Source organism: Tenacibaculum sp. ZH5_bin.1, assembly GCF_042865525.1.
GTDB classification, from domain to species: Bacteria; Bacteroidota; Bacteroidia; order Flavobacteriales; family Flavobacteriaceae; genus Polaribacter; species Polaribacter mesophilus.
The window spans coordinates 9621-34422 of the sequence record NZ_JBEGIO010000009.1 but is presented as its reverse complement, the minus strand read 5'-3'; the positions used below and the strand labels follow the sequence as shown (position 1 = coordinate 34422).

General features: G+C 32.5%; 8 protein-coding genes. 2 read left to right on the top strand and 6 right to left on the bottom strand.

Translation table 11 applies throughout. The features are described from left to right. Nucleotides 1–447 precede the first annotated feature (447 nt). A complete protein-coding gene (locus tag ABHQ57_RS15435; protein WP_073184883.1) occupies nt 448–723 on the top strand; it encodes a hypothetical protein in 276 nt (91 codons plus the stop codon). A gap of 879 nt (nt 724–1602) precedes the next feature. On the opposite strand, the gene ABHQ57_RS15430 is transcribed toward ABHQ57_RS15435, so the two are convergent. The 5 genes from ABHQ57_RS15430 to ABHQ57_RS15410 form a co-directional block, all read right to left on the bottom strand. Continuing rightward, entirely contained in the window at nt 1603–3108 is a 1506-nt protein-coding gene (locus ABHQ57_RS15430) for a calcineurin-like phosphoesterase family protein (protein WP_167714160.1), read from the bottom strand. Next, the gene (locus ABHQ57_RS15425) at nt 3101–4903 is read right to left on the bottom strand and encodes an alkaline phosphatase (RefSeq protein WP_167714161.1); all 1803 of its coding nucleotides are present in this window, start codon (nt 4901–4903) and stop codon (nt 3101–3103) included. The genes ABHQ57_RS15430 and ABHQ57_RS15425 overlap by 8 nt, the downstream gene beginning before the upstream one ends. 79 nt (nt 4904–4982) lie before the next feature. Further along, complete coding sequence (locus tag ABHQ57_RS15420; RefSeq protein WP_167714162.1) at nt 4983–6566, bottom strand: RagB/SusD family nutrient uptake outer membrane protein; 1584 nt, start codon at nt 6564–6566, stop codon at nt 4983–4985. A 17-nt stretch (nt 6567–6583) separates the two neighbouring features. Further along, nucleotides 6584–9652: a TonB-dependent receptor gene (locus tag ABHQ57_RS15415; RefSeq protein ID WP_167714163.1), complete on the bottom strand. Its 3069-nt coding sequence runs from the start codon at nt 9650–9652 to the stop codon at nt 6584–6586. Between the two features lie 176 nt (nt 9653–9828). After that, nucleotides 9829–13539, bottom strand: coding sequence for a two-component regulator propeller domain-containing protein (locus ABHQ57_RS15410; RefSeq protein ID WP_167714164.1), 3711 nt, complete (start codon nt 13537–13539; stop codon nt 9829–9831). A 271-nt stretch (nt 13540–13810) separates the two neighbouring features. Here ABHQ57_RS15410 and ABHQ57_RS15405 point away from each other — a divergent pair, with 271 nt between their 5' ends. After that, on the top strand, nt 13811–13987 hold the full coding sequence (locus ABHQ57_RS15405) for a hypothetical protein (protein WP_159432126.1): 177 nt from the start codon (nt 13811–13813) through the stop codon (nt 13985–13987). Between the two features lie 60 nt (nt 13988–14047). Here the strand turns inward: ABHQ57_RS15405 and ABHQ57_RS15400 are convergent, their stop codons facing one another. Then, nucleotides 14048–24793, bottom strand: coding sequence for a hypothetical protein (locus ABHQ57_RS15400; RefSeq protein WP_389864154.1), 10746 nt, complete (start codon nt 24791–24793; stop codon nt 14048–14050). Between the last annotated feature and the right edge of the window lie 9 nt (nt 24794–24802).

The window sequence follows — 24802 nt, the reverse complement described above, 5'->3', positions numbered from 1 at the left end:
ATAAGATAATTAGTTACACCCGAAAGTTTTTTATCCTATACTTCTCTCCTTCCTTTGTTTATTATACTTATTACTATTTTAATACTTCTATATGGAGAAGTTTCCCTTTTTATACTACCATATATAATGTAATTATTCGCGTTAGGGATTGAAGTGACATCCTTTGTTTTTAGGTAAATTTAACTAATGTTATGATAAAAAGTATTTCAAATTTAGAGGGAGCAACAATTCTTAATCAAACAGCATGAGAGTTACTTATAACATTAAGACCACTCATATCTCTTCGAGGTGACAGTTACCGAAAAAGATTACTTAGTCATACCTCTTTTCTAAATAATCGAAATCAATAAACACCAACCACTTCGGAAATCCACATTTTTTTCTGCATATATCACCTTTTAAATCATTATTCCAACAAGTAATTTTGCATATATAAAATCATGAATTATGGAAGAAGTAGTTTTTAAAGCCTTATTAACTGATACTAAATTTAATAGAATAGATAATTTTATTCAAGAAGTAATTAACACTAACAAAAATAACGGAGCTACCTACGAGTCAGTAAGAGAATCTATTATTAAATTGGTTTTATACCGATTTATTAAAATAGACACTAATGCTTCTAACGACTGTATTCTACGAGAGAATAATTTTTATCAAGCTCGTGAACTTGGTAGTGTGAGTTCCTGGTTAGAAAAAAGACGTACTTACGGGTATTCTTAATAAAGTTACTTACACACACTAAAGTCAAATTGGATAGTAACCTAATCCAATAAATCAAAAACGGTCATTTCGAACGGACACTAAGCGAAGTCGAAGTGAAAAGTGACGTAATCTATTGAATGGTAGTCACTCACAAACATATACTTTCATTTTGTCTTGATACAAAACGAAACAAAAAATCAAGACTTATTTTTCCTTTTTTGAATTCTACGTTGTATTCCGTATTCGAATCCAGACCGTAAACTCTTTGGATTCTCTTATACTCCATAACCTTGAATTCTAGCAAAATAAAAATAGGTCGGTTTTTACTCATAAGCCTTCTTTACTTTACAATGACAATAATAAAACGTCATTACGAACGGACACTGAGTCTTTCGACTATCGCTCAAGATAAACTATGATCGAAGTGGAAAGTGATGTAATCTCATGAATTAGGAGTTACTCATAACTTTAAGATTTCTCGCTATCGCTCGAAATGACGGGAAACAAAAAAAAGATTGCTTCGTCATACCTCCTCGCAATGACGATAATAAAACGTCCTCAGGAAGCAAGCCAAAAATTACATCTAACTGTCACTTCGAGTGAAATTCATAAAACATAATAAAAAGGAATTTTGTATCGAGAAGTATTTGGTAGTAACAAGGTTCTCGATACTATTTTGTTTCACTTGGTTACACAAAATCACTCGAACTGACATTTAAAACGTTATTACGAACAAACACTGAGCACAATTAAAGCGGAAAGTGACGTAATCTCATAACTTTAAGACCTCTTAACTTACTTCGTAAGCTATCTTCGAGGTGACTGAAACCAAGAAAAAGATTTCTCAGTCGTAACCTCCTTCGAAATGACCGTTATCAAGAAACTCCCCTCCTTTTGTTATTGCTTGTAAAAAACTCTTACGTCTTCTGCTTGTAATTTTAATAAGTCGTCTTTCACTCTAACTCTTATTAAATGCATTCCTTTTGAAAGGTTTTCAGATATTTTAAGCCTCCATAGGTGTTTACTTTTTGTAGTTGGTTTGAGCATTTTAGATAGTTTTTGTCCTTTATACCTTCCTAATTCTTGAAGTAAATAAAATCTTTTTAACTCTGGTGCTACTCCTTGATAATACTCCATAGATTGCCATGTTGTACCATCAAAAGAAACCTCAACTTTTGTAGATTCTCCTCCTGCAAACACATTCGCATATACATAAGGTTCATTTAAAATGTTCATTTCTGTATCCCATTCTTTGTTCTCTGGAACCCAAATATGCATTTGCTTTTCTATAGGTGCTCCTGAAACCTTATAACTAAGATGATAATCTTTATCTTCTGTTTCTAAGAACCAATATCCTTTTGGGGTACCATCATACATCATCGCAAATGGGACTCCATGAATATCGTGCGCTCCTTGCCACCAAGCACCACAAACCGCTCCTCCTACTAACTGATGAACTGCTGGTTTCTGATTTCTTTGAAAGTAGCTATGGTATTGTGTATGTGTATGCCCCGCAGCAATCAATACTTTGTCAAAAGGATTCATTAATGATATGAATTCTTCCTTATTACTTGTATACTCCAAAGGGATATGCGTAAAAACTTTTATCGAGTTATACTTGGTTGCAAACTTCTTAATAATGTGAGACACAAATGTTAATTGATCTTCATCAAACTTACCTATATACTCACGATTATTTATTGGGAAATTGTTGTTGAGCACCAAAAACAGGTTGTTTCCGTATTCAAAAGCATAGTACGAAGGTCCAAACGAAGCTTCGTAAGTTTTGTCTCTATTAGAAAGTTCTTGTTCTCCAAAGTTTAAATCGTGATTCCCTATTACATAAAACACAGGTACTCCAACCAACCCTAATGATTCTGATAGAGGTTTAAATATGTTAAGATTATCAAACGAAAGATCTCCTAATGGAATTATTAAGTCTGGTTTGTTTTTTACTAATTCTTCTGTTACTAACTTATTAACATGATGAATATCATCAATTACATCTGATTGAGGATCTCCTAACAACGCTATTTTCACCTTGTCTTTTTCCTTATTAATATATAACGGAAAATCAAATGATTTTTTATTGGTTAACTCTTGAAATAGATAGTAAAACTTCAAATTATTTTGTGGGGTACGTGGTGAAACGTACCCCTTTGGTTTGATAATAAATAGTGGATTATTCTCTAAAGTCTTTATTTTATAAATCCCTTTAGTATTTGTTACTACAACATCTTTTCCATTGCTTACAAGTATCCCTTTAAGGACTTTATCTCCTTTGTCATAAATTCCATTTTGATTCTTATCATGATAAACTCTTCCTGAAATTTTAGGCGATTGCCCTAAAGCTACTTGCACCATAAACACTAATAAACCGAAAAAAAATCTTGATCTATTCATTAGTTTTTACCTTTAAGATTTCTAGAACCTTCCCTAAAAGATCGCTATTTTCATAAACCCCTTGTAATTTATCTGATTGTGGACCGTATGCAAACAAAGGCACCATTGCTCCTGTATGATCGTGAGTTGTAAAGTCTCCTTCAATCATATGGTTTTCTACATTTCCTTGTGGAATAGAAAACCCTGAAGTTTCATGATCTGCTGTAACAATTACTAAGGTATTTTTATTAGCATCTGCAAATTTTATCGCTTCAGTTACCGCCTTATCAAAATCAATTCCTTCTGCTATAATTCCATGGGTATCGTTAAAATGTCCATAACTATCTATTTGAGCTCCTTCTACCATTAATAAAAATGGTTCTTTTTTCGACTTTAAAAAAGACAAACTACGTTGAGTTGCTTTTGCTAAAAAATTACCTCTTCCTTGCTTGATTCCTGGCATGCCTCCTTCTGCTGTAAAAACTCCTACTTTTTCTTCATCGTTAGCAATTTCTTCAATAGTATTTTTAATACTGAAGGGCATCGTTTGTTTATTTAAGAAGTGTTTTTCTCCACCACCTATAAACAATGAAATCTCACTTTTTTCAAGATCTGTAGCTATTTGTTGCATATGCGATCTATCTTTTTGATGTGCATAAAAAGCCGAAGGTGTTGCTCCTGTAATTTCATCAGTAGTAATTAAGCCAATATTATAATTGTGTTCTACTAATAACTCACTGATGTTTTTTACTGGTTTGCCATCTGGTCCTACACCAATTGCTCTATTGTATGTTTTGGTTCCTGTTGCTATAGCTGTACCTCCTGCAGCAGAATCTGTTGTAAAATCGTCTGAAGATTGTGTTTTTAAAAACCCAACACTTCTTAATTGAGTTAATGTTAAATCTCCACCATTTGCTAAAGCTGCTGCTGAAATTTGAGATACTCCATTTCCATCACCAATTAATAAGATGATATTTTCTACTTTTTTGTTTTTTTGATCGTAGGCGAATGTAGGTTTGTAAACTTCTGATTTTTCTTTATTGAAGCTCACTCTTTTTGATAAGCTTTTTAGGTATTTAGTAGCTTCAAAAGGTTGATCGGTATTTATAAAATCAACTTTTAAATCTGTAAAAACTTTCCAAGCTGACTCTGAATCTGGTGCTCCCCAAAAACGAAAAGGCTTGTTTAAATTGTGTGCTGTTTCAATTACTTTTTTTACTCTTTTAAGATCATCTGCAACCATTCTTCCTTTTCCGTTCCATACAGAATAGTTTTTATAATCAACACTAATTAACCCAACCTTATTCCAAGCTTCTTGGTTTAAAATCTTAGTTAATTTTTGATGGTCGAATTGTATATAATCCGGATAGTCTACATAATCTTTGACCTGTGGTTTTCCACCTGAAATAACAAACTGTATATTTTCATTTTTAGTTAAATCAGGATACTTCTTTAATATTTTTACTAAATGATTTAACGTACTGTAAGTTTCTGATTTTACATCTATTAACAACTGTATTTTGTGTGTAAGTTGAAGATCATTCTTTAAAGCAGTTCTTAAAGGATCTAAATAAAGCGACTCTATAGTGTGTTTGCTGATAATCTCAGCTGTTTCGTGTGCTACAAATAGGGTATTATCTTTGAATATTACATCTATTTCTAAAGAATGAACTCCCGCTGCATAGGCTTTCCAAAAAGGAACAGATTGTTTATAATCGTTGTGAGAATGTACTTTATAAGTAGGGTTTGAGGTTTGTGCTTGTATAGCTCCTACCCCTAGTATTAGGTATAAAAATATCTTTTGAATAAATTTCATTTTATGCATTTATAAAAAAGATGCCGCCTCAACGACATCTTTTTGTTAAACTTAAATTAAACTAAAAAAATGACTAAAATTACCATCCTATGTTTTGCTTGATTCCTGAAGAGATAATTGCTTCATTAGGAATTGGCCATACATGCATATAACTAGGGTCAAAATTTCTTGCTTGCCACACTTGTTCAACAGTATAGTCTGAATCTGGGTTTGATCTATCTGTATGAATTCTACCATATAAAGGTTTACTATATACTTCAGCAGCATCTCCCCAACGTACTAAATCGTAGTGTCTGTTAGCAAACTCACCAGCAAACTCAACTCGTCTTTCGTGCTTTATATCTTCTAATGTAGCATTGGTAACTGGAGCTAATCCTGCTCTTTCTCTTACGCTGTTTAAATCAGCATCTCCGTTTCCTCCTTGTTGTATTAATGCTTCCGACTTCATTAACAATATTTCTGCATAACGCAGTATTGGAGTATTATATAGTGTTGTTGGTGAGTTACCGTTGGAATTTATATACGTTCCTACTGGGTTTTCAAATGTATACTCATACATGTATTTGTTGAACTGAAACCCTGATAGTGAGTTTTCTGATTGGTATCTTTTTGTTTCTCCAAAAAATTCAAACTCGTCTCCAAATTTTAAGATGGTTACTTCTCTTCTTGCATCGTTAGGTTCAAATTCGTTATACAGGCTTTCTGTTGGTGTATAATATCCCCAACCGTTATATTGCCCCCAGCCTTTATTTTCTAACATTACACCTGGTAAAATACTTCCGCCTTCAACACCTGAATTAGCAGACCAAATATATTCACTCGTCCAGTTATTAAGATGACTGTGTAACAACCTGAAATCTTTTTTTGGATTATCTGTATCAATAAGTGCTCTACCTGACCCTGAATTTGTTACTGCATCACAATAAGTTACCACATTAGCATATTTAGAACTGTCGTATTGTGCCCAATACAAATAGGTTTTTGCAATATATGCTAAGGCTGCATCTTTATGTGCGCGTCCGTAATCACCTTCTCCCATTTCAGTAAAAAGAGGTAATAAATCTGCTGCTCTTTTTAAGTCTTTAACAATAAATTCATAATTTTCTATGACGCTTTGTGGTCGTTTATAACTTCCTGCTTCATTGTTCATATTATCTTCGGTAACAATAGGGATACCTCCATTTTTATCATTATCTCCATAGGTATGTGCTAACCAGAAATAATGAAACCCTCTCATAAAGTAAGCTTCGCCTAACAAACGATTTTTAGTTGACTGACTAATATTCATTTGCGGAACATTTAAAATAACATCGTTCGCTCTTCTTATTATTTTATAGCTTTGAGGATACATCCAAGAGGTATAACCTTCATCTCCAGTTATATTAAAATTTTTCACATTATCTGCTGTAGCATTTAGTCGCCCTGTTACCATATCATCTGATGCATTAATGTACCAAAAGAATCCTCTTCCAAACATATCATCATCTTTCATATAATAATATAAACTGTTTACTGCTTCCAAAGCATCTTGTTCTGTTTTCCAAAAGTTTTCATATGAAGTACTTCCTAATGGATCTAGATTTGTAAAGTCATCTGAACAGGAAACAAATCCTACTTGAATACTTACGATGTATGCAATTAGTTTTATATATGTATTTTTCATCTTCTTGTTTTTATTTTTTATAATGACAATGATATTCCTGCAGAGATAGTTCTTGCTGAAGGATATCTACCTACATCTAATCCTTTACCTCCTACTTCAGGATCCATTCCACTATAATTTGTGATTGTAAATAAATTTTCTCCTGAAACATAAACTCTTAATGATGATTGACTTAATACAGAACTCATTTTACTTGTTGGTACAGTATACCCAAGAGTTACGTTTTTAAGTCGTAAGTAAGAAGCGTCTTCTAAATACCAACTAGATGTAGTTCCATAAGTTTGATTATTATCTTGTGTTGATAATCTTGGAATATTTGTGTTTGTATTTTCAGGAGTCCAAGCGTTTAATACACCATTATCTAAATTATATCCTTGTTGAGAAGCATTGAAAGCTGTAAACTTATATGCATTAAATACTTTAACACCTCCTACTCCTTGGAAGTTCATATTTAAATCAAATCCTTTATAATCTAAATTTAATCCTAAGTTATATGTTACTTCTGGTAAATAACTATCCATAAAAACACGGTCGTTATTATCTATTTTACCATCGTTGTTAGTGTCTTGAAACTTAAAATCTCCCGGTACTGCGTTGGGCTGTATTAATTGCCCATCTTTACTATGTGCATTGATTTCTTCTTGTGATTGGAAAATTCCTAAGTAAGGCACTAAGTAAGTTGAGTATAATTCTTTTCCTACTACAGATCTGTATGGGTATAATGTGCTTCTAACATTATCTGAGTGCGCTATATAATCAATTCCACTACTGTTATACCCATTAAGGTTCTTTAATTCATTATCAAGAAAACTAGCGTTTGCACTAATACTATAATTTAAGTCTCCTACATAATCTTTATACGAAACTGCAAATTCATATCCTGTGTTTTTAACTTCTCCTCCATTTACATCAGCAGCCGACGTTCCTTGGTGAATATCTTCTAGTCCAGGAATAATCATTCCTTTTGTGGTTTTCTCAAAATAATCAGCAACAATAGAAAGTCGATTGTTGAATAAATTCATATCAATTCCAAAGTCTAAAGATTCTGAAATTTCCCATTTAAGGTTAGGGTTTGATTGTCTTCCTACGTACGTACCTTTATCGTCTAAAGAACCATCTGCTCCTAAAATAACATTTGTGGTGTTTAAAGGAACATCAAAAGAGTAATACCCTACAGAGTTTATATTTCCTATTTGTCCCCAAGATGCTCTTACTTTTAAATTATTAATAGCTTCAATATTAAAGAAATCTTCTCCTGATATTTTCCATGCTGCTGAAGCTGATGGAAAATAGTCTGCCTGATTTTCTTTAGCTAAACGTGAGGTTTCATCTCTACGAATACTTCCTGATAAGAAATACTTACCTTTATAGTTATATAGCACCCTTCCTATTGCAGAAGTTAAAGCATCCTCGTACACATCTGTCTCTGGAGTTCTAATTACTGATGCATTAGACATGAATTGATTGAAAGGTTCTTCACTACTAAATCCTTCTCCTTGCTGGAAATAGTATTCGTAATCGGTAAACTGTGACGAGTAAACAGCGGTAAGATCTAAATTATGATTTCCAAAACTCTTTTTATAGCTTAATTGATTATCCCATACCCAACGCTTAGTATCTGAGTAACTCTGATATAAATAATTGTTTAAATTCGTTCTTCCTAACTCAGGAATTTTTGGAGAAAACTTTTTATATTTCGTATCCGTAGTACTATAGCTATAACTCGTTTTAAACTTTAATCCGTCCGTAATGTCGTAGTTAAGGTATACGTTAGCGTTTAAGTAATTAACAGGATTACTAATATCTGGACGTAACAACAAGGCTACAGGATTATATACGTCTCCGTAAGCTCCTGCATAATTTGATAAATTTTCTGGTACTACTCCACTAAAATTTCCGTTTGCATCACGTATTGGTGCTGATGACGGCATGTATAATGCATTTACAATACTACCTGAGTAAGAACTTGTTGAGTTTGTACCTACTGCTTCACTTCTTGAATAATACACATTTTCACCTATAGTAATATTATCTGTAAGGTGTATGTCTGTTTTTACTCTAAAAGAAAAACGTTCTGAATAGGTATTTAGTAATAATCCTTCTTTTTTATGATAACCAAAAGAGGTCATATAATTCATCTTATCAGTAGCACCACTTATATTCATATTGGTATTGTACATAGCTCCTGATCTAAAAATAGCATCCATCCAGTTAGTACGTGTTACTTGACCCCATGGGTTTTGTTCTGCATCGTGAGCAGACTGTCTTGGAGCACCTGCATTATCTGCCGCCATATTGTATACATCTGCTTGTTGCTTTGCATTTAAAGGCGTAGGTAATTTAGCTGCTGATTGCACACCGCTATAAAAGTCAAAACTAATTCTTGGTTTTCCTTTTTTCCCTTTTTTTGTTTCAATTACAATAACACCAGAAGCTGCTTGTGCTCCGTATATTGCAGCAGCAGCAGCATCTTTTAAAATAAATACCGATGCGATGTCGTTAGGGTTAATTGCTGGCCCGTAATACGGTACACCATCTACAACTGTAAGAGGTTCTTCATTCGCAAAAGAACCGTACCCCCTAATTACTACTTTACCGTCTTCAGATGGATCTCCTCCTTGTTGTAAAACAGTTACACCAGATACACTTCCTTGTAAAAAATCATTTAACGTAGATACTGGCCTACTAGACATAGATTCTATGTTTTCTACTGTTGAAATGGCTGAAGTAAGATCTCCTTTTTTTGCACTACCATAACCAATTAGTACTACCTCATCTAAAACGCTCGACTCTTCATTAAGTGCTATTGAAAACTCTTGGCTTCCCGAGAAAGGAAGTTCTAGTGTTTGAAACCCTATAAAAGAAACTACTAAGGTTCCTTGATCTTTATTTACACTTAGCGTAAACTTACCATCAAAATCGGTAGCTGCTCCATTCTTACTTTGCTCTTTAATAAGAACAGTTGCTCCGGGAATGGGTTCTCCGTCTGTTTTAGACACAACGGTACCTTTTAAAATAGTTTGTGCTACCGTTCCGGAGACTACCCCGAAACATAATAACAATATAAATAAATAGTGTTTTTTCATTTGATAATTTAGGTTTTGATTCTGAGACGAATCTATTTCAAGATGCTTTTTAAAGAGGGTCAAATGGTTTCAAAAAGGAGTACTTATATTTCAAAAAGCCTCATAAAAACACCTTAATTCTTACACTTTTGTTTCAGTAACCTTCTGCTAACATTAGCCTAATCTGAAGCTAACTTTTATGCTACTACTTTTTGTTCTTTGTAAGCTTTAGGACTCATATTAAAATGCTTTTTAAATTGCCTGCTAAAGTATTTTGGATTGGCAAAACCGCACTCAAAACTAATTTCTGAAATGTTTAATACATTTTGACCTAATAGGTGTTGTGCTTTTTGAAGTCTTAGATTAATTAACACTTCTGAAGGAGATTGTTTGAGTATTTCTTTAAAAACACGGTAGCATTTTACTTTAGATATTTCTAATTTTTCTTGAAGACTTTCAATATTAAAAGTATGATCGTGCAAGCATTCATGCATATAAGTAAGTGCCTTTTTTACTAGCTTTTCGTTTGGTGATAGTAATTGCTCGTCTTTATGATTCTCAATCCAACCGATGTGACTTTCTGTTTCAAATAGTTTTTTTCTGCTGCTTAGTAAGTTGGTTAGCTTTGCTTGCAAAAAAGTTTTACTTACTGGAAGCTGAATGGTAACATCTATTCCTAATTTAGTAACTTCTTCCATTTGAAAGTATCCAATTTCTTCTGATAGGTATAATATAGGACAGTTAGATAGTTTTATATTTTCTTTACGGTTTTCTAAGAACTGTACTACTTTATTTGTAAGTTTTACATCATAAAAAACTATAGTATCTACATTGAGACTTGAAAGTGCTGAAAATAATTTATCTACATTGTTTTCAAATATTAAATGATAAGTTTCTTCTCCCAATAATGATTGTAATATCCCATAGTTCATTTCACTAGTCAATACCAACACTTTATGTTTGCCTTGTGGGAGCTCATTTATCATCCCTATATGATTCCACTGTATCATTGAGGCTTTTTCTGAGGTTACTTTGTGAAAGGGTACTTCTACTTTTATTGAAATAATTCCTTCTTCAGAATTATTTATATCCAACTTTCCATTTAATTCTAATAGTAAATCTTTCGCTGCTTTAAAATAAGGACTATAGCGTTGTAAACTTTTTATATTATTAACTAAAATACCACTATCAGAATTTACTTTTAGTATTAGTTTGTTTTCTTTTTCGGTATAGGTTATTTGTATGTTACTACCTTGATTACTATACTTTATAAAGTCATTGAAAATATATTTATAAAAAAGTTTAAAACGAAGTAAATCAATAGTTATCCACTTGTCTTCTACTTGGGTTTGATAGCTAAGATTTATTCCTGATTGTAGTAATTTTCGTTCTAAATTTTGGGTTAAATGATGTAAGAATGTATTGATTTTTATTACCGATTTTTCTGTAGTGTTTATTCGGTTTACTTGTTCTAAAAAATCCCACTCCGTTAATACATCTATCATGGTTTTCGCTTGACTAACTAATTTTGTTTGTATTTCATTTGGAATGTTATTTTGCTGACTATATTGTAGCATTTGCATTAATGGCTTTTTAAACTCTGCCAATACAAACGTTTTAAATTTATCTATTTCAAAATCTTCGTTTTTTAATTTGTGATGTAAAGCCAGTACTTCTTCTTTTTGTTTGATAATTTTTCGGTTTTGATCTTCGAGCTTTACATTAGCTTTTATTAAGTCTTTCTTCTGCTTATTAATTATAGCTGTTCGTTCATTAATTTTTTGTTTAAGTTTTTCTTGGTAAATTTTATCTTTACGAACTTTATACCCTAAACCTAAAATGAGTATAATTACCCCTCCTGATGCTAAACTCCATGCAAACCAAGAGGTTTTATAAAAGGGTGGGGCTATTACTATTTTTATAGAAAATATATTTGTTTTAGAAGCACTTAAACTATTTTTCACTTCTAAAACATATTCTCCAGGTGGTATTTTCTTATATAAAATAGGGGTTGTTCTATACACTCTCCAATCTTTATCAAAGCCTTTCAACTTATATAAAATTAAATTTTCATGATTTTTTCGGTAGGATACAGGAGTTATACCTAGGCTGATATTATTTTCTGAAAATGTTTTTTCTACTACACTATTATTATTTTCTACCCCATCTATTTCTACAACTAATTGAGGGAGATTCTTATTAAACTCTATTAATTCAGGAGCGAAGTAATTAACTCCATTAATACCACCAAAATACAACACCCCCTTGTTATCTTTATAATAAGCTCCTTCTGAAAACTCTGGAGCTTGCCATCCTTCTTCTGGATGTAAGACATTTACTTTATAGTTTTTTCTATTTATTGAAGCAAGACCTTTAGTTGTACTCACCCATATGTGTTTTCCTTTAAGAATTACACTGTAAACCATATGGCTTGGTAAGTTTTCTTTCTCTGAAATAGTTTTTACTACTCCTTTTTTACGATCAAAAACTGTTACTCCCCCCAAAGTTGCTATCCAATACAACCCTGTTTCTTCATCTTTATCAATACTATATGCACTATTACCTGTTAAACCATTTTCTGTAGTAAGGTGATGTTTTTCTCCATTATTCCTATTAAATAGGATCATTCCATTATTTTCTGTTGCTAAAGCCAGTTCTTCACCATTAACAAAAACGTCTCGAATATGATATGCTTTTAAAAACTCGCTTCCTTCAACATTTTCAAACTTATTTTTTTTTGTGTTGAACACTGCAATTCCTCCCCAACAAGCAAACCAAATTCTACCATCGTTAGTTTCTGTCATTGCATAAATCCTATTTGCTGGTAGTAAAGGATTCTCTTTTGCTGCGTAATAAGACACTTTTGTTTTATTTATGTGAATTAGTCCTGCATAAGTACCAACCCAAATAGAACCGTCTGTAGCTGTATATAAACTACGTATTCTTTCCCAATCTTTATTTTCTTTTGCTTTCTCTAATCGTTTTTTAATAAAACATTTGTCTGATTTACTATAGTTATATAATCCTTTGGTATAATAACCTAACCAAAGATTATTATCGTTGTCCATTGTTATAGCTCTTACAGTTTCATTAGGCAAATGCCTATATTCTACAGGATGGGGAGCAATAGTGTTTATATGTTCAGACCCAACGTAAGCCATACTTAATCCTCCATCTTTATGACCTAACCAGATGTTACCAAAGCTGTCTTCATAAATTTTTTCAATTTCATTTCCTGTAAAACTGTAAGGGTTATATAAATCGTAGGTATAGTGCTCTATTTTTGTTTCGTGAATATCTACCTGATTATTTCTTATTACATAAAGCCCACTTTTTCTTGTTGCATACCATATATTTCCTTTTCTGTCTTGATAAGATTCATTAATAATTACTTCAGGAAACTTGTTAAGTAATAATTGATCATTAATTAGTTGTTTGTTTGTTTTTACTTGTGTTTCGTTTACCTTCAGGAAACTCATTCCATCAAACTCTAAATATTGTCCGCTTTTAGTTTCTACTACAAGGTTATTTTTCTTTGATAGCTTTAGGTTTACAGGCGTTTCAGAAAAATAAAAGTTTTGAAAGATTGATTGATTTACAAACCTACTTACGGTATTATTATCTGTTAAACACCAAATTGTTTTAGTCCCATCTCTTTGTAGACTATAAATTACATTCCCTGCAAGAGAAGTTGAGTCGTTATTTATATGTTTGAAAACTTTAAAATCTTTACCATCATAACGATTAAGTCCATCCCAAGTGGCAATCCATAGTCGTCCTTTAACATCACTTATAATATCATTTACTGAGTTATTGGAGAGTCCATCTTTTGTAGTTAATGTTTTAAATTTTAACGATTGACTAAGACTTGTAGTAACAATTAAAAAAAAGAAAAAAAACAACCTCATACCAAACAATTTCATCTTTTATAACCGGCAAAACTACTTTAGAGAAAACACAGATTAACCATAGTAAAATTAAGTTTTGATTACCTAAATGTTAATATTCCAACCTACCATATAACTAAGGATTGTTAACTAATTATAAATTATATTAATACTAAATTTTAGCCCTTTTTTATATAAATATAAAAAAGGGAAAGCCTTACTTATTTTACGGTTTTTAAAAAGTTTAAAGAGTACTAATATCCTATTTTTAAGAAATTTAAAACAACTAATTATGTTACAACACATTTCAACCTTAGGATTGACATTAACAAAAAAAGAACAAAAACTTGTTCTAGGTGGTGCATTACCAACATGTAGAGTGTGCTTTGATTATTGTAAATCTCAAAACTTTCAGACTAAAGAAGAGTTTAGTGCTTGTTTTTATGATTGCAAACAAGAGCTTTGTTAAATTTTAAAAGCGGACTTTCGTCCGCTTTTCTTTTATCTACATGTTTTTAAAATACTTTTCTTATAAGTTTTTTATGTACTTATAAGGTAATACTAAATTTGATAATTGTATTAGTGGTAGCTGAGTTTCGGTTACTTCAGAGAATACTGACAAATCAAATGAAAAATAGGCTTCTGTTGTTGTTGGTTTTTTATCTTCATACCATTTTTCTAGTGCTTTTGCTAACTGACATACAAAAGGTGTATCAGAAGTAATTTCTTCTGAACATCCCGCAGTCGGTATTGTATAATCTTCTGGAATTTTAAAAGAAAAAGGTGTGTATAATAGTACTGGTAATTGAACCGGTGGTAAATCACTTTTAGCTGTTTCTTGTAAATAGTAATTCCAATAACTTGTTACCTTAATTGTTTGTTGATGTAATTGATCGTACGTAAAGAATGTTTTAAAGAATGTTGCCAAATGTTCTGACAAAGACATACTGCTTCCATTCTCATCTAAGATTTTAGCTATATTAATTTTAGTATTATTACTTAACAACGGTATTAGTTTATTAGAAAATCTAATTAAAGGAGTTCTGTAAATAAACTTAGGATTTGTAGGGTTGTCTTCCACCAATCCTTCATTTCTAATTACTGCAATTCCTGCCCATGTATTTTGGAACTGTAATACATTTAGTCCGTTTACCTCAACTGTTCTATTTGGTATTTCAAAAGAACAAGGATATCCTAAATACTCCTTTACCTTGGCTTTAGGGTCTTTTACGTACCAATACGAATTTTCAATTGGTGCTCCAGATTCATCCGTTGCTTGTACTCTTGTATAATTATTTATGTTAATTAATGGAGCACTAGGAATCTCCGCCAGCTTAAATTCATTCATAAACAACTGCTTGTCTATTTCAGACATATCTTGAGGAAGCACTATACTTACTACCAAACGCTTACACTCTTCACCTCCTTGGCAATCACAAGTAGTAGTAAAATGTGGATCTTCTTTTTGTTGTATGATAAAATTATAAGCACTTGTAGTTTCTGTATCCCCCACTTGAGAAGCTTTATAAAGCATTGCTTTTTTATTATGTTCATCCCAAGCTAATGATAAATTATTAGTTAACTGCACCATAGCTTGCATTGCATAAAATGCTTTGTCAAGATTTGGATCAGTCTCATCAGATGTAGGAGATATTAGGGTTAAATATTTAGTCATATCATTTAATACTGATGACCATACGTTTACCATTTGAGCCATATCGTTGAATAGATTACGTGTACTACCACGTTTAGCTTGTAGGTTATTATCCTGACTATCAAAAGTATTAAACCTAACATCAGAATAAATTTGGTCTTGTGCTGCTTGATCTTCAGAATAAGTGTACGTGAAATTCCATTCTGAAGCTTTCTCTAGAACTTCTTTCGTTGTATCACCTACTACTGACACTGCTTTACCTTCTTGAGTTGTTAGCGTTGGTGGTTTTGGATAATTACGAAGAACTATAGGAATATCTACAGTACCTAAAGACTGCTGTAATGGAGATTTATCAAAATCAGGTTCTACTGTTTCAGCTAAATTAACAGGCACTATAAATGTTAACCATTTTGATGCTTGATATCCTTTTACATCTGGCACATCTGTAATATCAAATTCAACATGAGTAATTTGATAATCCATTCCTAGAGGCACTGTCGTAAACTCTTTTGTGTTTTTAGTAGAAAAGATAAAAGATATATCAGATGTTTTTTCTCCATCTTCGTAATCTAACTGTATTTTGGCATTAGAAATGGAATACAGTTTACTATCTCCTTCTGTACTACTAACAATACTTGGAGTACCATATAAACGAGGAGCTATCTGATTTTGACCTTCTCTTGCTATTCCTGATTCGGCAGTAACTTCCATTTGTACCACTGCATTAACAGAATAAGTATTTCCTAACTGAATAAGTAGTTGTTGTTTAAACTTTTCTTGAGCATTTAATTTTCTTGTTTCATTTACTTCTGGTGCTGTAAGAATTGGCTCTACCTTAGTTGAAATAGTTTCTGCCAGTAATGATTTAGCTTTGGTTATGGCTTCAAGGTAAGATGTAGCATCACTATTTAAAGATTTTAAAAACTCTTTTTCTTCTTCAGATTTTAATTCATCTACCAAAAATGCTGGCACTGCATATTCTGAACTTAAGAAAAGGTCAATTGCATCTAAACATTGTTTTCCCCAAATATCCATATCTACATCCGTAAAGTTCTTTACTGTACCTTTTTCACAATCTAGCCCTTTACCTGTTAAATAAGAACATATTGGAACATCCTTTTTAGATACTAAGCTAGTGGAAATTGGTAAAGGCGCATAAAAAGATGCATTTAATAAACTATAAATATAGATCTGTATCTTATATGTGGTAAACTCTTCTTGGGTAAGAACTCCTTGTAACGCTTCATCAAAACTAGCTTTACTCATATATATAGTTCCTACTAACGGAGTAATCTTATCTACTACAGAACTAGGAACTCCTAGATTTGATAGTTTAGAAATTGAATCGTTTGTAAGTTCATAAGAACCTGCTGGCTCAACATTCCAATAAATACCATTGCCTGGTTTTAGTCCCATTCTTACAATGTAAATAGCTTCATTTTTCTGACTTCCAACCAACTCTTTATCTATACCTGTAGCTATTTTAAGTACGTATTCATTTTCTTGATAGAATGTTTTTTCAAAATTGACCGCAAATTTTGTTAATGAATGATTTTGAACTTTCTCACCTGTACTATTTTCTTGTTCAAGATTAGGAACATAAGTATTTGGCTGAACAACTGTATTGGTTGAAGTAACCGATGGGCTATCTTTGAAATCGTTGTTAACAAAAGAAAGATCTCTTTCCATACGTAATGCCACTGTTAACTCAAAAATAGAAGCTGTTTCCAAGTTTTCTATTGCAATTGGTTGTTTTATTGAACTCATTGTTGGAGCTGTAGGAACCGATTGACAGTAAGCAATAGCATATAAATAAGCGTAAATTTCTTTTACAAAATTATTGATTGGTGCTAAGTCTACATCTGTTTCAATTCCTGGTAGCAATGAAGTGCTTAATGAAAGTGTAACCGTATTTTGATCTTCTACATAAGGATTAAATTGATTAATTTGATAGTATATGTTGGTATATACAGCTAAGTCGTGTAATGCATTTTTTTGATACTCTGGTGCATCTGGATTATTAGGATCAGATACGCAAGGTTTACCATCTGTATTTTGATATCGTGTAACATCAAAAGAGAAATTTAATAACAACTCTCGGTTTGTATCATTTTCTAAGGTTACATCATAAGTGATAAACAAACTTGGCCATTGTGAGAACCCTTTTAATTCATCAAGGTATCCTACTTGCACTGGTGGATTATTAAGAGGTGATTTTGTATTCAACTCTGGATTACTAAACGGTGTTACCGTTTCATTACCGTAATAATCAACCCAATCAAAATGTATTTGTAATGTGTTACCTATACCTCTATATGGATTGTCTTCTTTTTGAGGGAATCCTACCGGGTAAGAATTATTAGGGTTATCAACCGCATACTGTGCAATAGGTATTACTTGATTATAAGTCCAAGGCGAATTAGTATTCTCTTCATTTTGGTCTTTATCATTCGATGGACCTGAAGGTAAGCCTACAATACTTTTGTTAAAATATCTGTTAGCAACTACTTGGTAGCTTAATAAATTGTATAAGTTATTCAAATAGGTTTCTGCATATCCAGCATCACTTGGATTATCTGGAGGAGTTCCCGGATTTGTTCTACTTAACTCAAAACCTGCTGTACCTTGTTGTATTGATGATACTTTATGTACTACCTGATCAACTATAGCAAATGTTGTATTGACATTAAAAACAGCTGCATCTTTAATTATAAAAGATAATGTATCAACATCAATAAAATAATAATTAGCAATGCTCTGCATCGTATTACCTGGTGTACCTTCTCCTGTTGTTATCTGATAAGTAACTGTAGGTATTTCTACTAATTGCCACACAGGTAAACTATCCCAATTGTCAACACTTGGGTTAAGGCTCTTAACGTCATCTGGATTTACATTAAAATATTCTGCAATAGCAGTTAAATTATTAGACGGTGTATCAGTTGAAAGACCAACCTCATATTGCAATCCATCCAATACAATTGGTTTTGCTGAGGTATTAAGTTTTACATCCGTTTCATTGAAGTTAGCGAGCTCACTAATTAATATATTGTATTGAGATGAAATGCTTTGTAGCGTTTCATTTGCTGAAGTCGTTGTATAGCTTAAATCTTTTTGGGCTTTAGATTCTGCATAAACGATAGAAGATGACGTATCAATTTTGTCTCCCGTTATAGCACAGTTCATAAAATCTTTAAGAATATTATTATATGAATTGCTATAAGTAACCAATAATGATATTGTTCCATTTCCTGAACTATCAAAAATAGTATCAGGGAAACCAGTATTTCCTTCAATTTCGTTGTATAATAAATAGTATCCTCCAGATCTTGTAATACTACACTCCCATAACAGTTTTACAAAATCGTATAATGAATTTAAAACTCCATTAGGTTTTTCAGCTTCTTCTATTTCAAGACTTTTTTGTAATGATTTTAATTGTACTGGATTTGTTTCTGTTGATAAGTTAGATTGAACTATAAATGTTTTCATATTTAGATTTCCAACAGAAAGTAATCCATCACTTCCTTCATACAACCACTGTATATCCTCAATTACTCCTTGATTATTAGAAGAAGAATTAGGGTCTAAAATTCTTAATAATCTTTCTAAAATCTGTGTTCCTGATTCATTCGCTCCTATTAACTCATAAGTAAATGCACTTGTACCCGGGGCTGTATCGTCAGCCTGCTTTTTAATGTCTATTTCTAAAAGTGTAGACCATCCATAATACTCAGAGTTTTTATAATCCATTGCTCCAGTTGTGGCATTATATGTTCCTATTTGAATATCCATAGCTGAGCCAGCTCTTTTAGGTATGGCTATCTGTTGTAAAAGACCTGATGGAAAATTCCAAATTAGTGGAGATATTTCAGTTTGTCCTCCCAAACTACCATAAGGAAGGGTTACCTCTCCTGAGGTACTCCATTGGGTAACTGTTTGAAATGTATATTGAACAGGAATTAAGTTATAAGGCTTCATAGCTGCCAGTTTTAAAATATCTGGCTCAATACCTGTTTGTTGAGCATAAGTAACCACAGTAGCTATTTGTGATATGTCTTCTGGAGTTAACTGTATTGGTAGTGTCGCTTTTTTAGGATCTCCTGAAGGAACTTCTCCGTTAAATTGCAACCAACTTAATGTAGTGTTGATTAAATTAATCGTAAACCCTTCTTTAACATCACTTGGTATTTCAAATTGCTGTCCAGTTAATCGATATAATGCACAATCATCACCTGTACATGGAGAGTTTGCATCGAGTGTTAAACCTGGTAAGGTAGTTGGCAACCTCATTCCATGAAGTTGGTATCTCGATACCATACCTGATAATTGTGTATATGATTGTTTTGCTTTGAAATAATCTAATATACTTTGTACATCTAAGCATCTTAATTCTGGTATGTTTGCTGTACTGTAATTATCTGAATCATAAAATAAATTATTGATTTGTTGGTTATGATAATTTGTTCCTAAAACCTCAGAGGTTGTGTTATATTTTTGAGCTATTTTACCTAAAGTTTCTGCATCATCTGGATTACTAAAAGTAGCAGTTGTGTGAATGAAAGGTTGAATTAATAATACCCCTAATGGTTGTACTTGCAATGATTGAACTTCTGCATCATTAGCAAGATCATTTACTGTTACTGTATTAGTAGGAGTACTTAGTTTTTTTGCAATCCCTATTAGGGTATCTCCAGGTACAATTTCATAGGTAATACTATCATAAACAAATGAATCACCTGATATAAATAGTCCTGGAACAGATTGGTTTTGTAATAATAAATCATCTACTGAAATATTATTAAATGTGGTACTAGCTATACTAGTAAAGGTATCTTCGCTTTTTGCTGTATAATTTGCAGCAGCAATAATCAAGTTTGCTTCTGTAGTTAAAAGTGTATTTTTCTGAAAGCTTGAATCATTCGCTAAATCTGCTACGGTAGTTTGCAATCCTGTAGCTACCTCGTTAATAGTATCAGCCGCTTTTACCGTATAAGTCTTGGCATCATACGTAATTTCTTGAACTTGTAATAATCCTGGAATGGCTGCATTTTGTGTAATCAGTAATGCTGTTTCTAGGGCGTATTTAGCTCCGATAGAAACAAAATTGTCACCATCAAGAATAGTGTACATTACTCCAGTAATTTGAATATCAATTCCACCATGTAAAGGATGAGATTGGTTGGCCTTAGAAAGGCTACTTACCTCAACAGCATTGGTTGTTCCATCAGAAGTGCTTATACCATTAGCCCAGTTTGCCATGGCATTTAGACTGTTACCTTTAGATAATGGATATGTGTAATTTTTTAATGCATCTTCTGCGTATCCTATAAGTTGTTTTCCTATAAGTACAAAGTAGTCTTCAAATACAAATGTTGATAAAGAATGTTCTACTGAGGTACTTTTTTTCAGAGCTGCGTTTGTATTTTCTTCAGATACTTTTACAGCTAATTCATTAAACCACTTTTTAACTTCAGATAAATACACATCTGTTGCCATATTATATGTGCTAAAATCAACATCAACCCCTGCATCTGGAACAGATAATTCTAAATCGAAAAACATTGGGAATACGGCTGCTGTTTCAGGTTTTGAACTTTCTGTAACGTTTTGAATGTTCACTGCTTCAAATGTATCTTCAAGGAATGATAATAGTTTATCTGTAGGAATTGGTAATGGAGTATCTTCATTTGACAACAGAGCTAGTAATAGCTGTAAATCGGCCGCAGAAACTGCTAATTCGTCTGCCGTAGCTCTCGTACTTTCTGTAGCTGTTTCATCTGCATAGTTTTGTATTAACCATCTAAAAAAGTCTTGACTTAAATATTCAAACGATGAAGTAACTGTACTATCTGGGTTTTCTGCATCAGGAGCATCAATCCAAAGTGAAGTGACATACTGAGCTGTTTGACTCTTTAAATCCCCATTTTCTGATCCAGCAACAGTTAAATGTGGAATAAAATAGATATTTAGTGTAGGTGACTTCTCTTCTGTACTTACCATTAATTTAGAGCTGTAATGCATGTCTTTGATCGGTAACTCCGATAATTGGCTTGATTTTGCTGCATATACCAAAGCTCTGTCATCAACAGAATCTGAAAGTTGTCTGTTCCATGGAGCCATACTTGTTTGATCTGTACCAATGGTAAGATCTGTTCGTATTTCTGCCTTGAAGCTAAAGTTAATTTTAATAGAGAATAACCCTAAGTTTATTTTTGCTGAAACTTGTACATCTACTGAAGCTACAATAGCCAGAGGCATTTTGTTATAAGCTTCTAAAGTTGCTTGTGCATATACTTTTACTGTTATATTTACAGATGCCGAAATAATTCCAAAATCTAAAGAACCATATAATTTACCAATTAACCCAAGAGTTCCTTGTAACCAATAGTAATAAGAAGTTTCGACTTCTGTCTTATTATTCTCTTGAAGAGTTCCTTGATATGGATGATATGTAGCAATTACCCCTTCTAAAATACCAAAAATTGTAATGCTAAATCCAGCTTTTAATACTCCGTAATTAATACTATAACCAACACCTACCTGTAAACCTATTCCAAAAACAATTACTGGATTAAAATTACCATAATTAGTTTGTGGTACTTTTTTGGTAGTAGCACTGCTCAGTTTTCCGAAGTAAAAACCTCCTGATCCCATTGCTGGAATTCCTGGTGGTACAATAGCCTGTAAGGTAAAAGATCTTGAAAAGTCAAGTTTATACGGAAATCCTATATCTACCATAAAATCACCATTAGTATAAATGGCTAATGCAATAGAAGGAAGTGTAATATTAACTGCTCCGAACTGCAAATATCTCAAGGCGTCTGGTAGTGTAAGTGCTATTTGGTATACTCCTACTCCATCTGAGATTTTTTTATACATAATCTCAAAATCTAAGCCTGCAAAAATTTTAGCTTTATCACCTGCCATGGCAATTCGTAAACCATATAAGTTAGGGTCATTGAATACGGCTTGCATTTCTAATGTCCAAACTGGTTTTTCTTTGGTACCAACATTAAGGATTCCAAAATCGGTACCTATTAACCAATTGGAGTTTTCATTAAATGAAAGTAACGAGTTTCCTGAACCAGGACCAATAGGTACTTTGCCTTTTTCTGGAGTTTCAAATGCTTTTTCCATAGCATCTGTAACTTCTTTTATTGATTGGTATTGAGCTGCATTATTTAGCTCAACATGTTGCCCCATAGCTAATAAACGTAGCTCAAAATATTGCGTTCCTTGTCCAGGAACCTCTGGCATATTTTTTACATCTTGTCCTTTTTCTTTATTAAAGACATTACTGTCGTTAACAGCTGGTACTACTGAACTACCATCAAATGCTATTTGAACACCTTGTGCATTTTTTGTTAGCTTAATACCATTGATTGTTATGAATATTAAATCAAGACTTTTTGGTAATTTATAATCTACTACTACCTCCTTAGTATCTAAATTATAAGTAACCTTAAATCCATCTAAACTTATTTTATTGAGAATATCCCAAGGAGCATCTAATTCAAAGTTAGGATCGAATAGCATTTTCATAAATGAGGTAAGTAACGATCCTACACTCCAATTTTTAATCTCAAAAATGATCGTTCTACTTTCTCCTGCAACATTATATTTCGCTATAAATCCTTCCCATTCAATCATTAATAATTGGTCATCACCATCAAAATTATAACCAATTTTAACTTCAGCATTAAAGTATTCAAGTAAAACACTTCCCATTACACCGCCAGAATATTGCTTTCCTGCTGCTTTGGTTTCATCATATTTTAAGGCTAACGCCGCTGCAATATCAATTTTCTGATTAATAATAGGGAAAGTAAACTTCCACTCCACACTCGTTTTAACTTCATAAGAGCCTTTTTCTGCTCCATTTGGAATATCTGCGGTTAAATCAAAACTAGTAATTGACAAATCTGCTGGTAAAAAACTAGTAGGCAACTCAAAGCCCACTTTTTTAAACAAACCGTCCATCAATTGTCCTAAGTTTAACTTGTCACCTGCAGGCATGTTTATACTTAAATCCCACCCTCCATCTTCTGTTGAAGAATTATAATTTACTGCTGATTGTAATCTTAAATCTCCTATAGAGAAAAGACCACTAATAGCAGCTGTATATACATTTGAACCTGTTCCTGTTACTGGAGAAGTAGAGGTAAGCTGTAATGCTGCATCAGTTAATGATATATTGGTAATAAGGTTCATTTCAATATCTCCTGATGCAAAAAATGCATAGTATTTACTATTGATATCCATATCAATACCAAACCCTGTAAATACTACACTTACCAAACTTTCTGGTATTTTTATAAAACCGCCTGTTATGGCTGCTAATAAATCATTAATTGAAACGGTTCCATCAAAAGCTGCTGATAAAGTAAGATCAGAAGTAATTTCTACATCAAAACCTCCTTTGAATATGGTTGGAAAAAAATTTACTCTTGATGTGAAAAAAATACTCTGAGCATTGATTGTTCCTGGTCCTAATATCCACCAATTTACATCAAACTCTTCAACCGAAAAATTATCAAAGAGGTTCCATGTACCAACTGACCCCACTTGTGCTGAAACACTATTTATTTGTACCCCATTAGTAAAGTTTAAGGAAGTTGTAAACCCTTTGAATGCAATACTATTTAAATACTGTTGCAATGTTGGAGGAATATTACTAAACCAATTATTACCAGCCATTAATGAGAACATATTTAATGGCGTAAGTGGTTTTTGAGGATCTGACGATATTGCAATATCAAAAGCTGATGATTTTGGAGCAACTGAAGTAGTGAAATCCATTTGAATATCTGTCCCAAGATGCAACTGTAATTGAAAAAATAAAGAAGGTGTTTGACTTATTTCTGTTGTTGATTCTGAATCTTCTTCTACAACATCCTCTACAGATTCTATCTTGAAACCTACAGCAGGGTTACTTACTTCTAAAAACAAAAGAGATACAGGAGTAGCATTTATAGGTACAATAAGATTCATATCTGGATATAAATACTCCTTATTATCTACTTTTGATGGATCTAACATCCCTGTTAAAGGAAGTTTTGTACTTACCGACCATGATGTTAAAAAATCAACAACATCAGCTAACCAATCTGTAAGAGTTATCATAGCAGAGAAATTCTGCCCTTCAACTAAAGGGATGTCTGAATTTTGCCATTTAAAATTATCCTTTTGTTCTGTACTAAACATAAAAGATGGTGAAGTATAAGGTAACCCATCAAAAACACCTCCTGTCATATATTCCCAACTAGTCTTAAAAGTCCAATCACTTAATGCGATTTGTATAGTAAACTGAGCTTCTCCTTTCTCATCAACAACAACCTTTAAAATAACATCTGTATTAGTTTTTTCTACATTTAAAATGTTTGCTTTAGCATTACTTATGGTCAATGTATTCCCTGCTGGATCTGGAATAGATGTTTCTGACGTATCTATCAATAAAAAAGTTCCTTCAGCTAACTGATATCCTTTAGACAATAACTCATCTAAGTTTTCTGGAGGTGTTAATTGAGAAGCAGAAAAAGTAGCAGCATTAATAGTGATATTTCCATTATTAGCAGCTGCCTGATCTCTAAAAGTGGTTGTTAAATTATAAAGACTCATAATACGAGG

Bases quoted from the DNA above. Each gene is read 5' to 3' on its own strand.
- ABHQ57_RS15435 (WP_073184883.1), top strand. From the start codon at position 448: ATGGAAGAAGTAGTTTTTAAAGCCTTATTAACTGATACTAAATTTAAT.
- ABHQ57_RS15430 (WP_167714160.1), bottom strand. From the start codon at position 3,108: ATGAATAGATCAAGATTTTTTTTCGGTTTATTAGTGTTTATGGTGCAA.
- ABHQ57_RS15425 (WP_167714161.1), bottom strand. From the start codon at position 4,903: ATGAAATTTATTCAAAAGATATTTTTATACCTAATACTAGGGGTAGGA.
- ABHQ57_RS15420 (WP_167714162.1), bottom strand. From the start codon at position 6,566: ATGAAAAATACATATATAAAACTAATTGCATACATCGTAAGTATTCAA.
- ABHQ57_RS15415 (WP_167714163.1), bottom strand. From the start codon at position 9,652: ATGAAAAAACACTATTTATTTATATTGTTATTATGTTTCGGGGTAGTC.
- ABHQ57_RS15410 (WP_167714164.1), bottom strand. From the start codon at position 13,539: ATGAGGTTGTTTTTTTTCTTTTTTTTAATTGTTACTACAAGTCTTAGT.
- ABHQ57_RS15405 (WP_159432126.1), top strand. From the start codon at position 13,811: ATGTTACAACACATTTCAACCTTAGGATTGACATTAACAAAAAAAGAA.
- ABHQ57_RS15400 (WP_389864154.1), bottom strand. From the start codon at position 24,793: ATGAGTCTTTATAATTTAACAACCACTTTTAGAGATCAGGCAGCTGCT.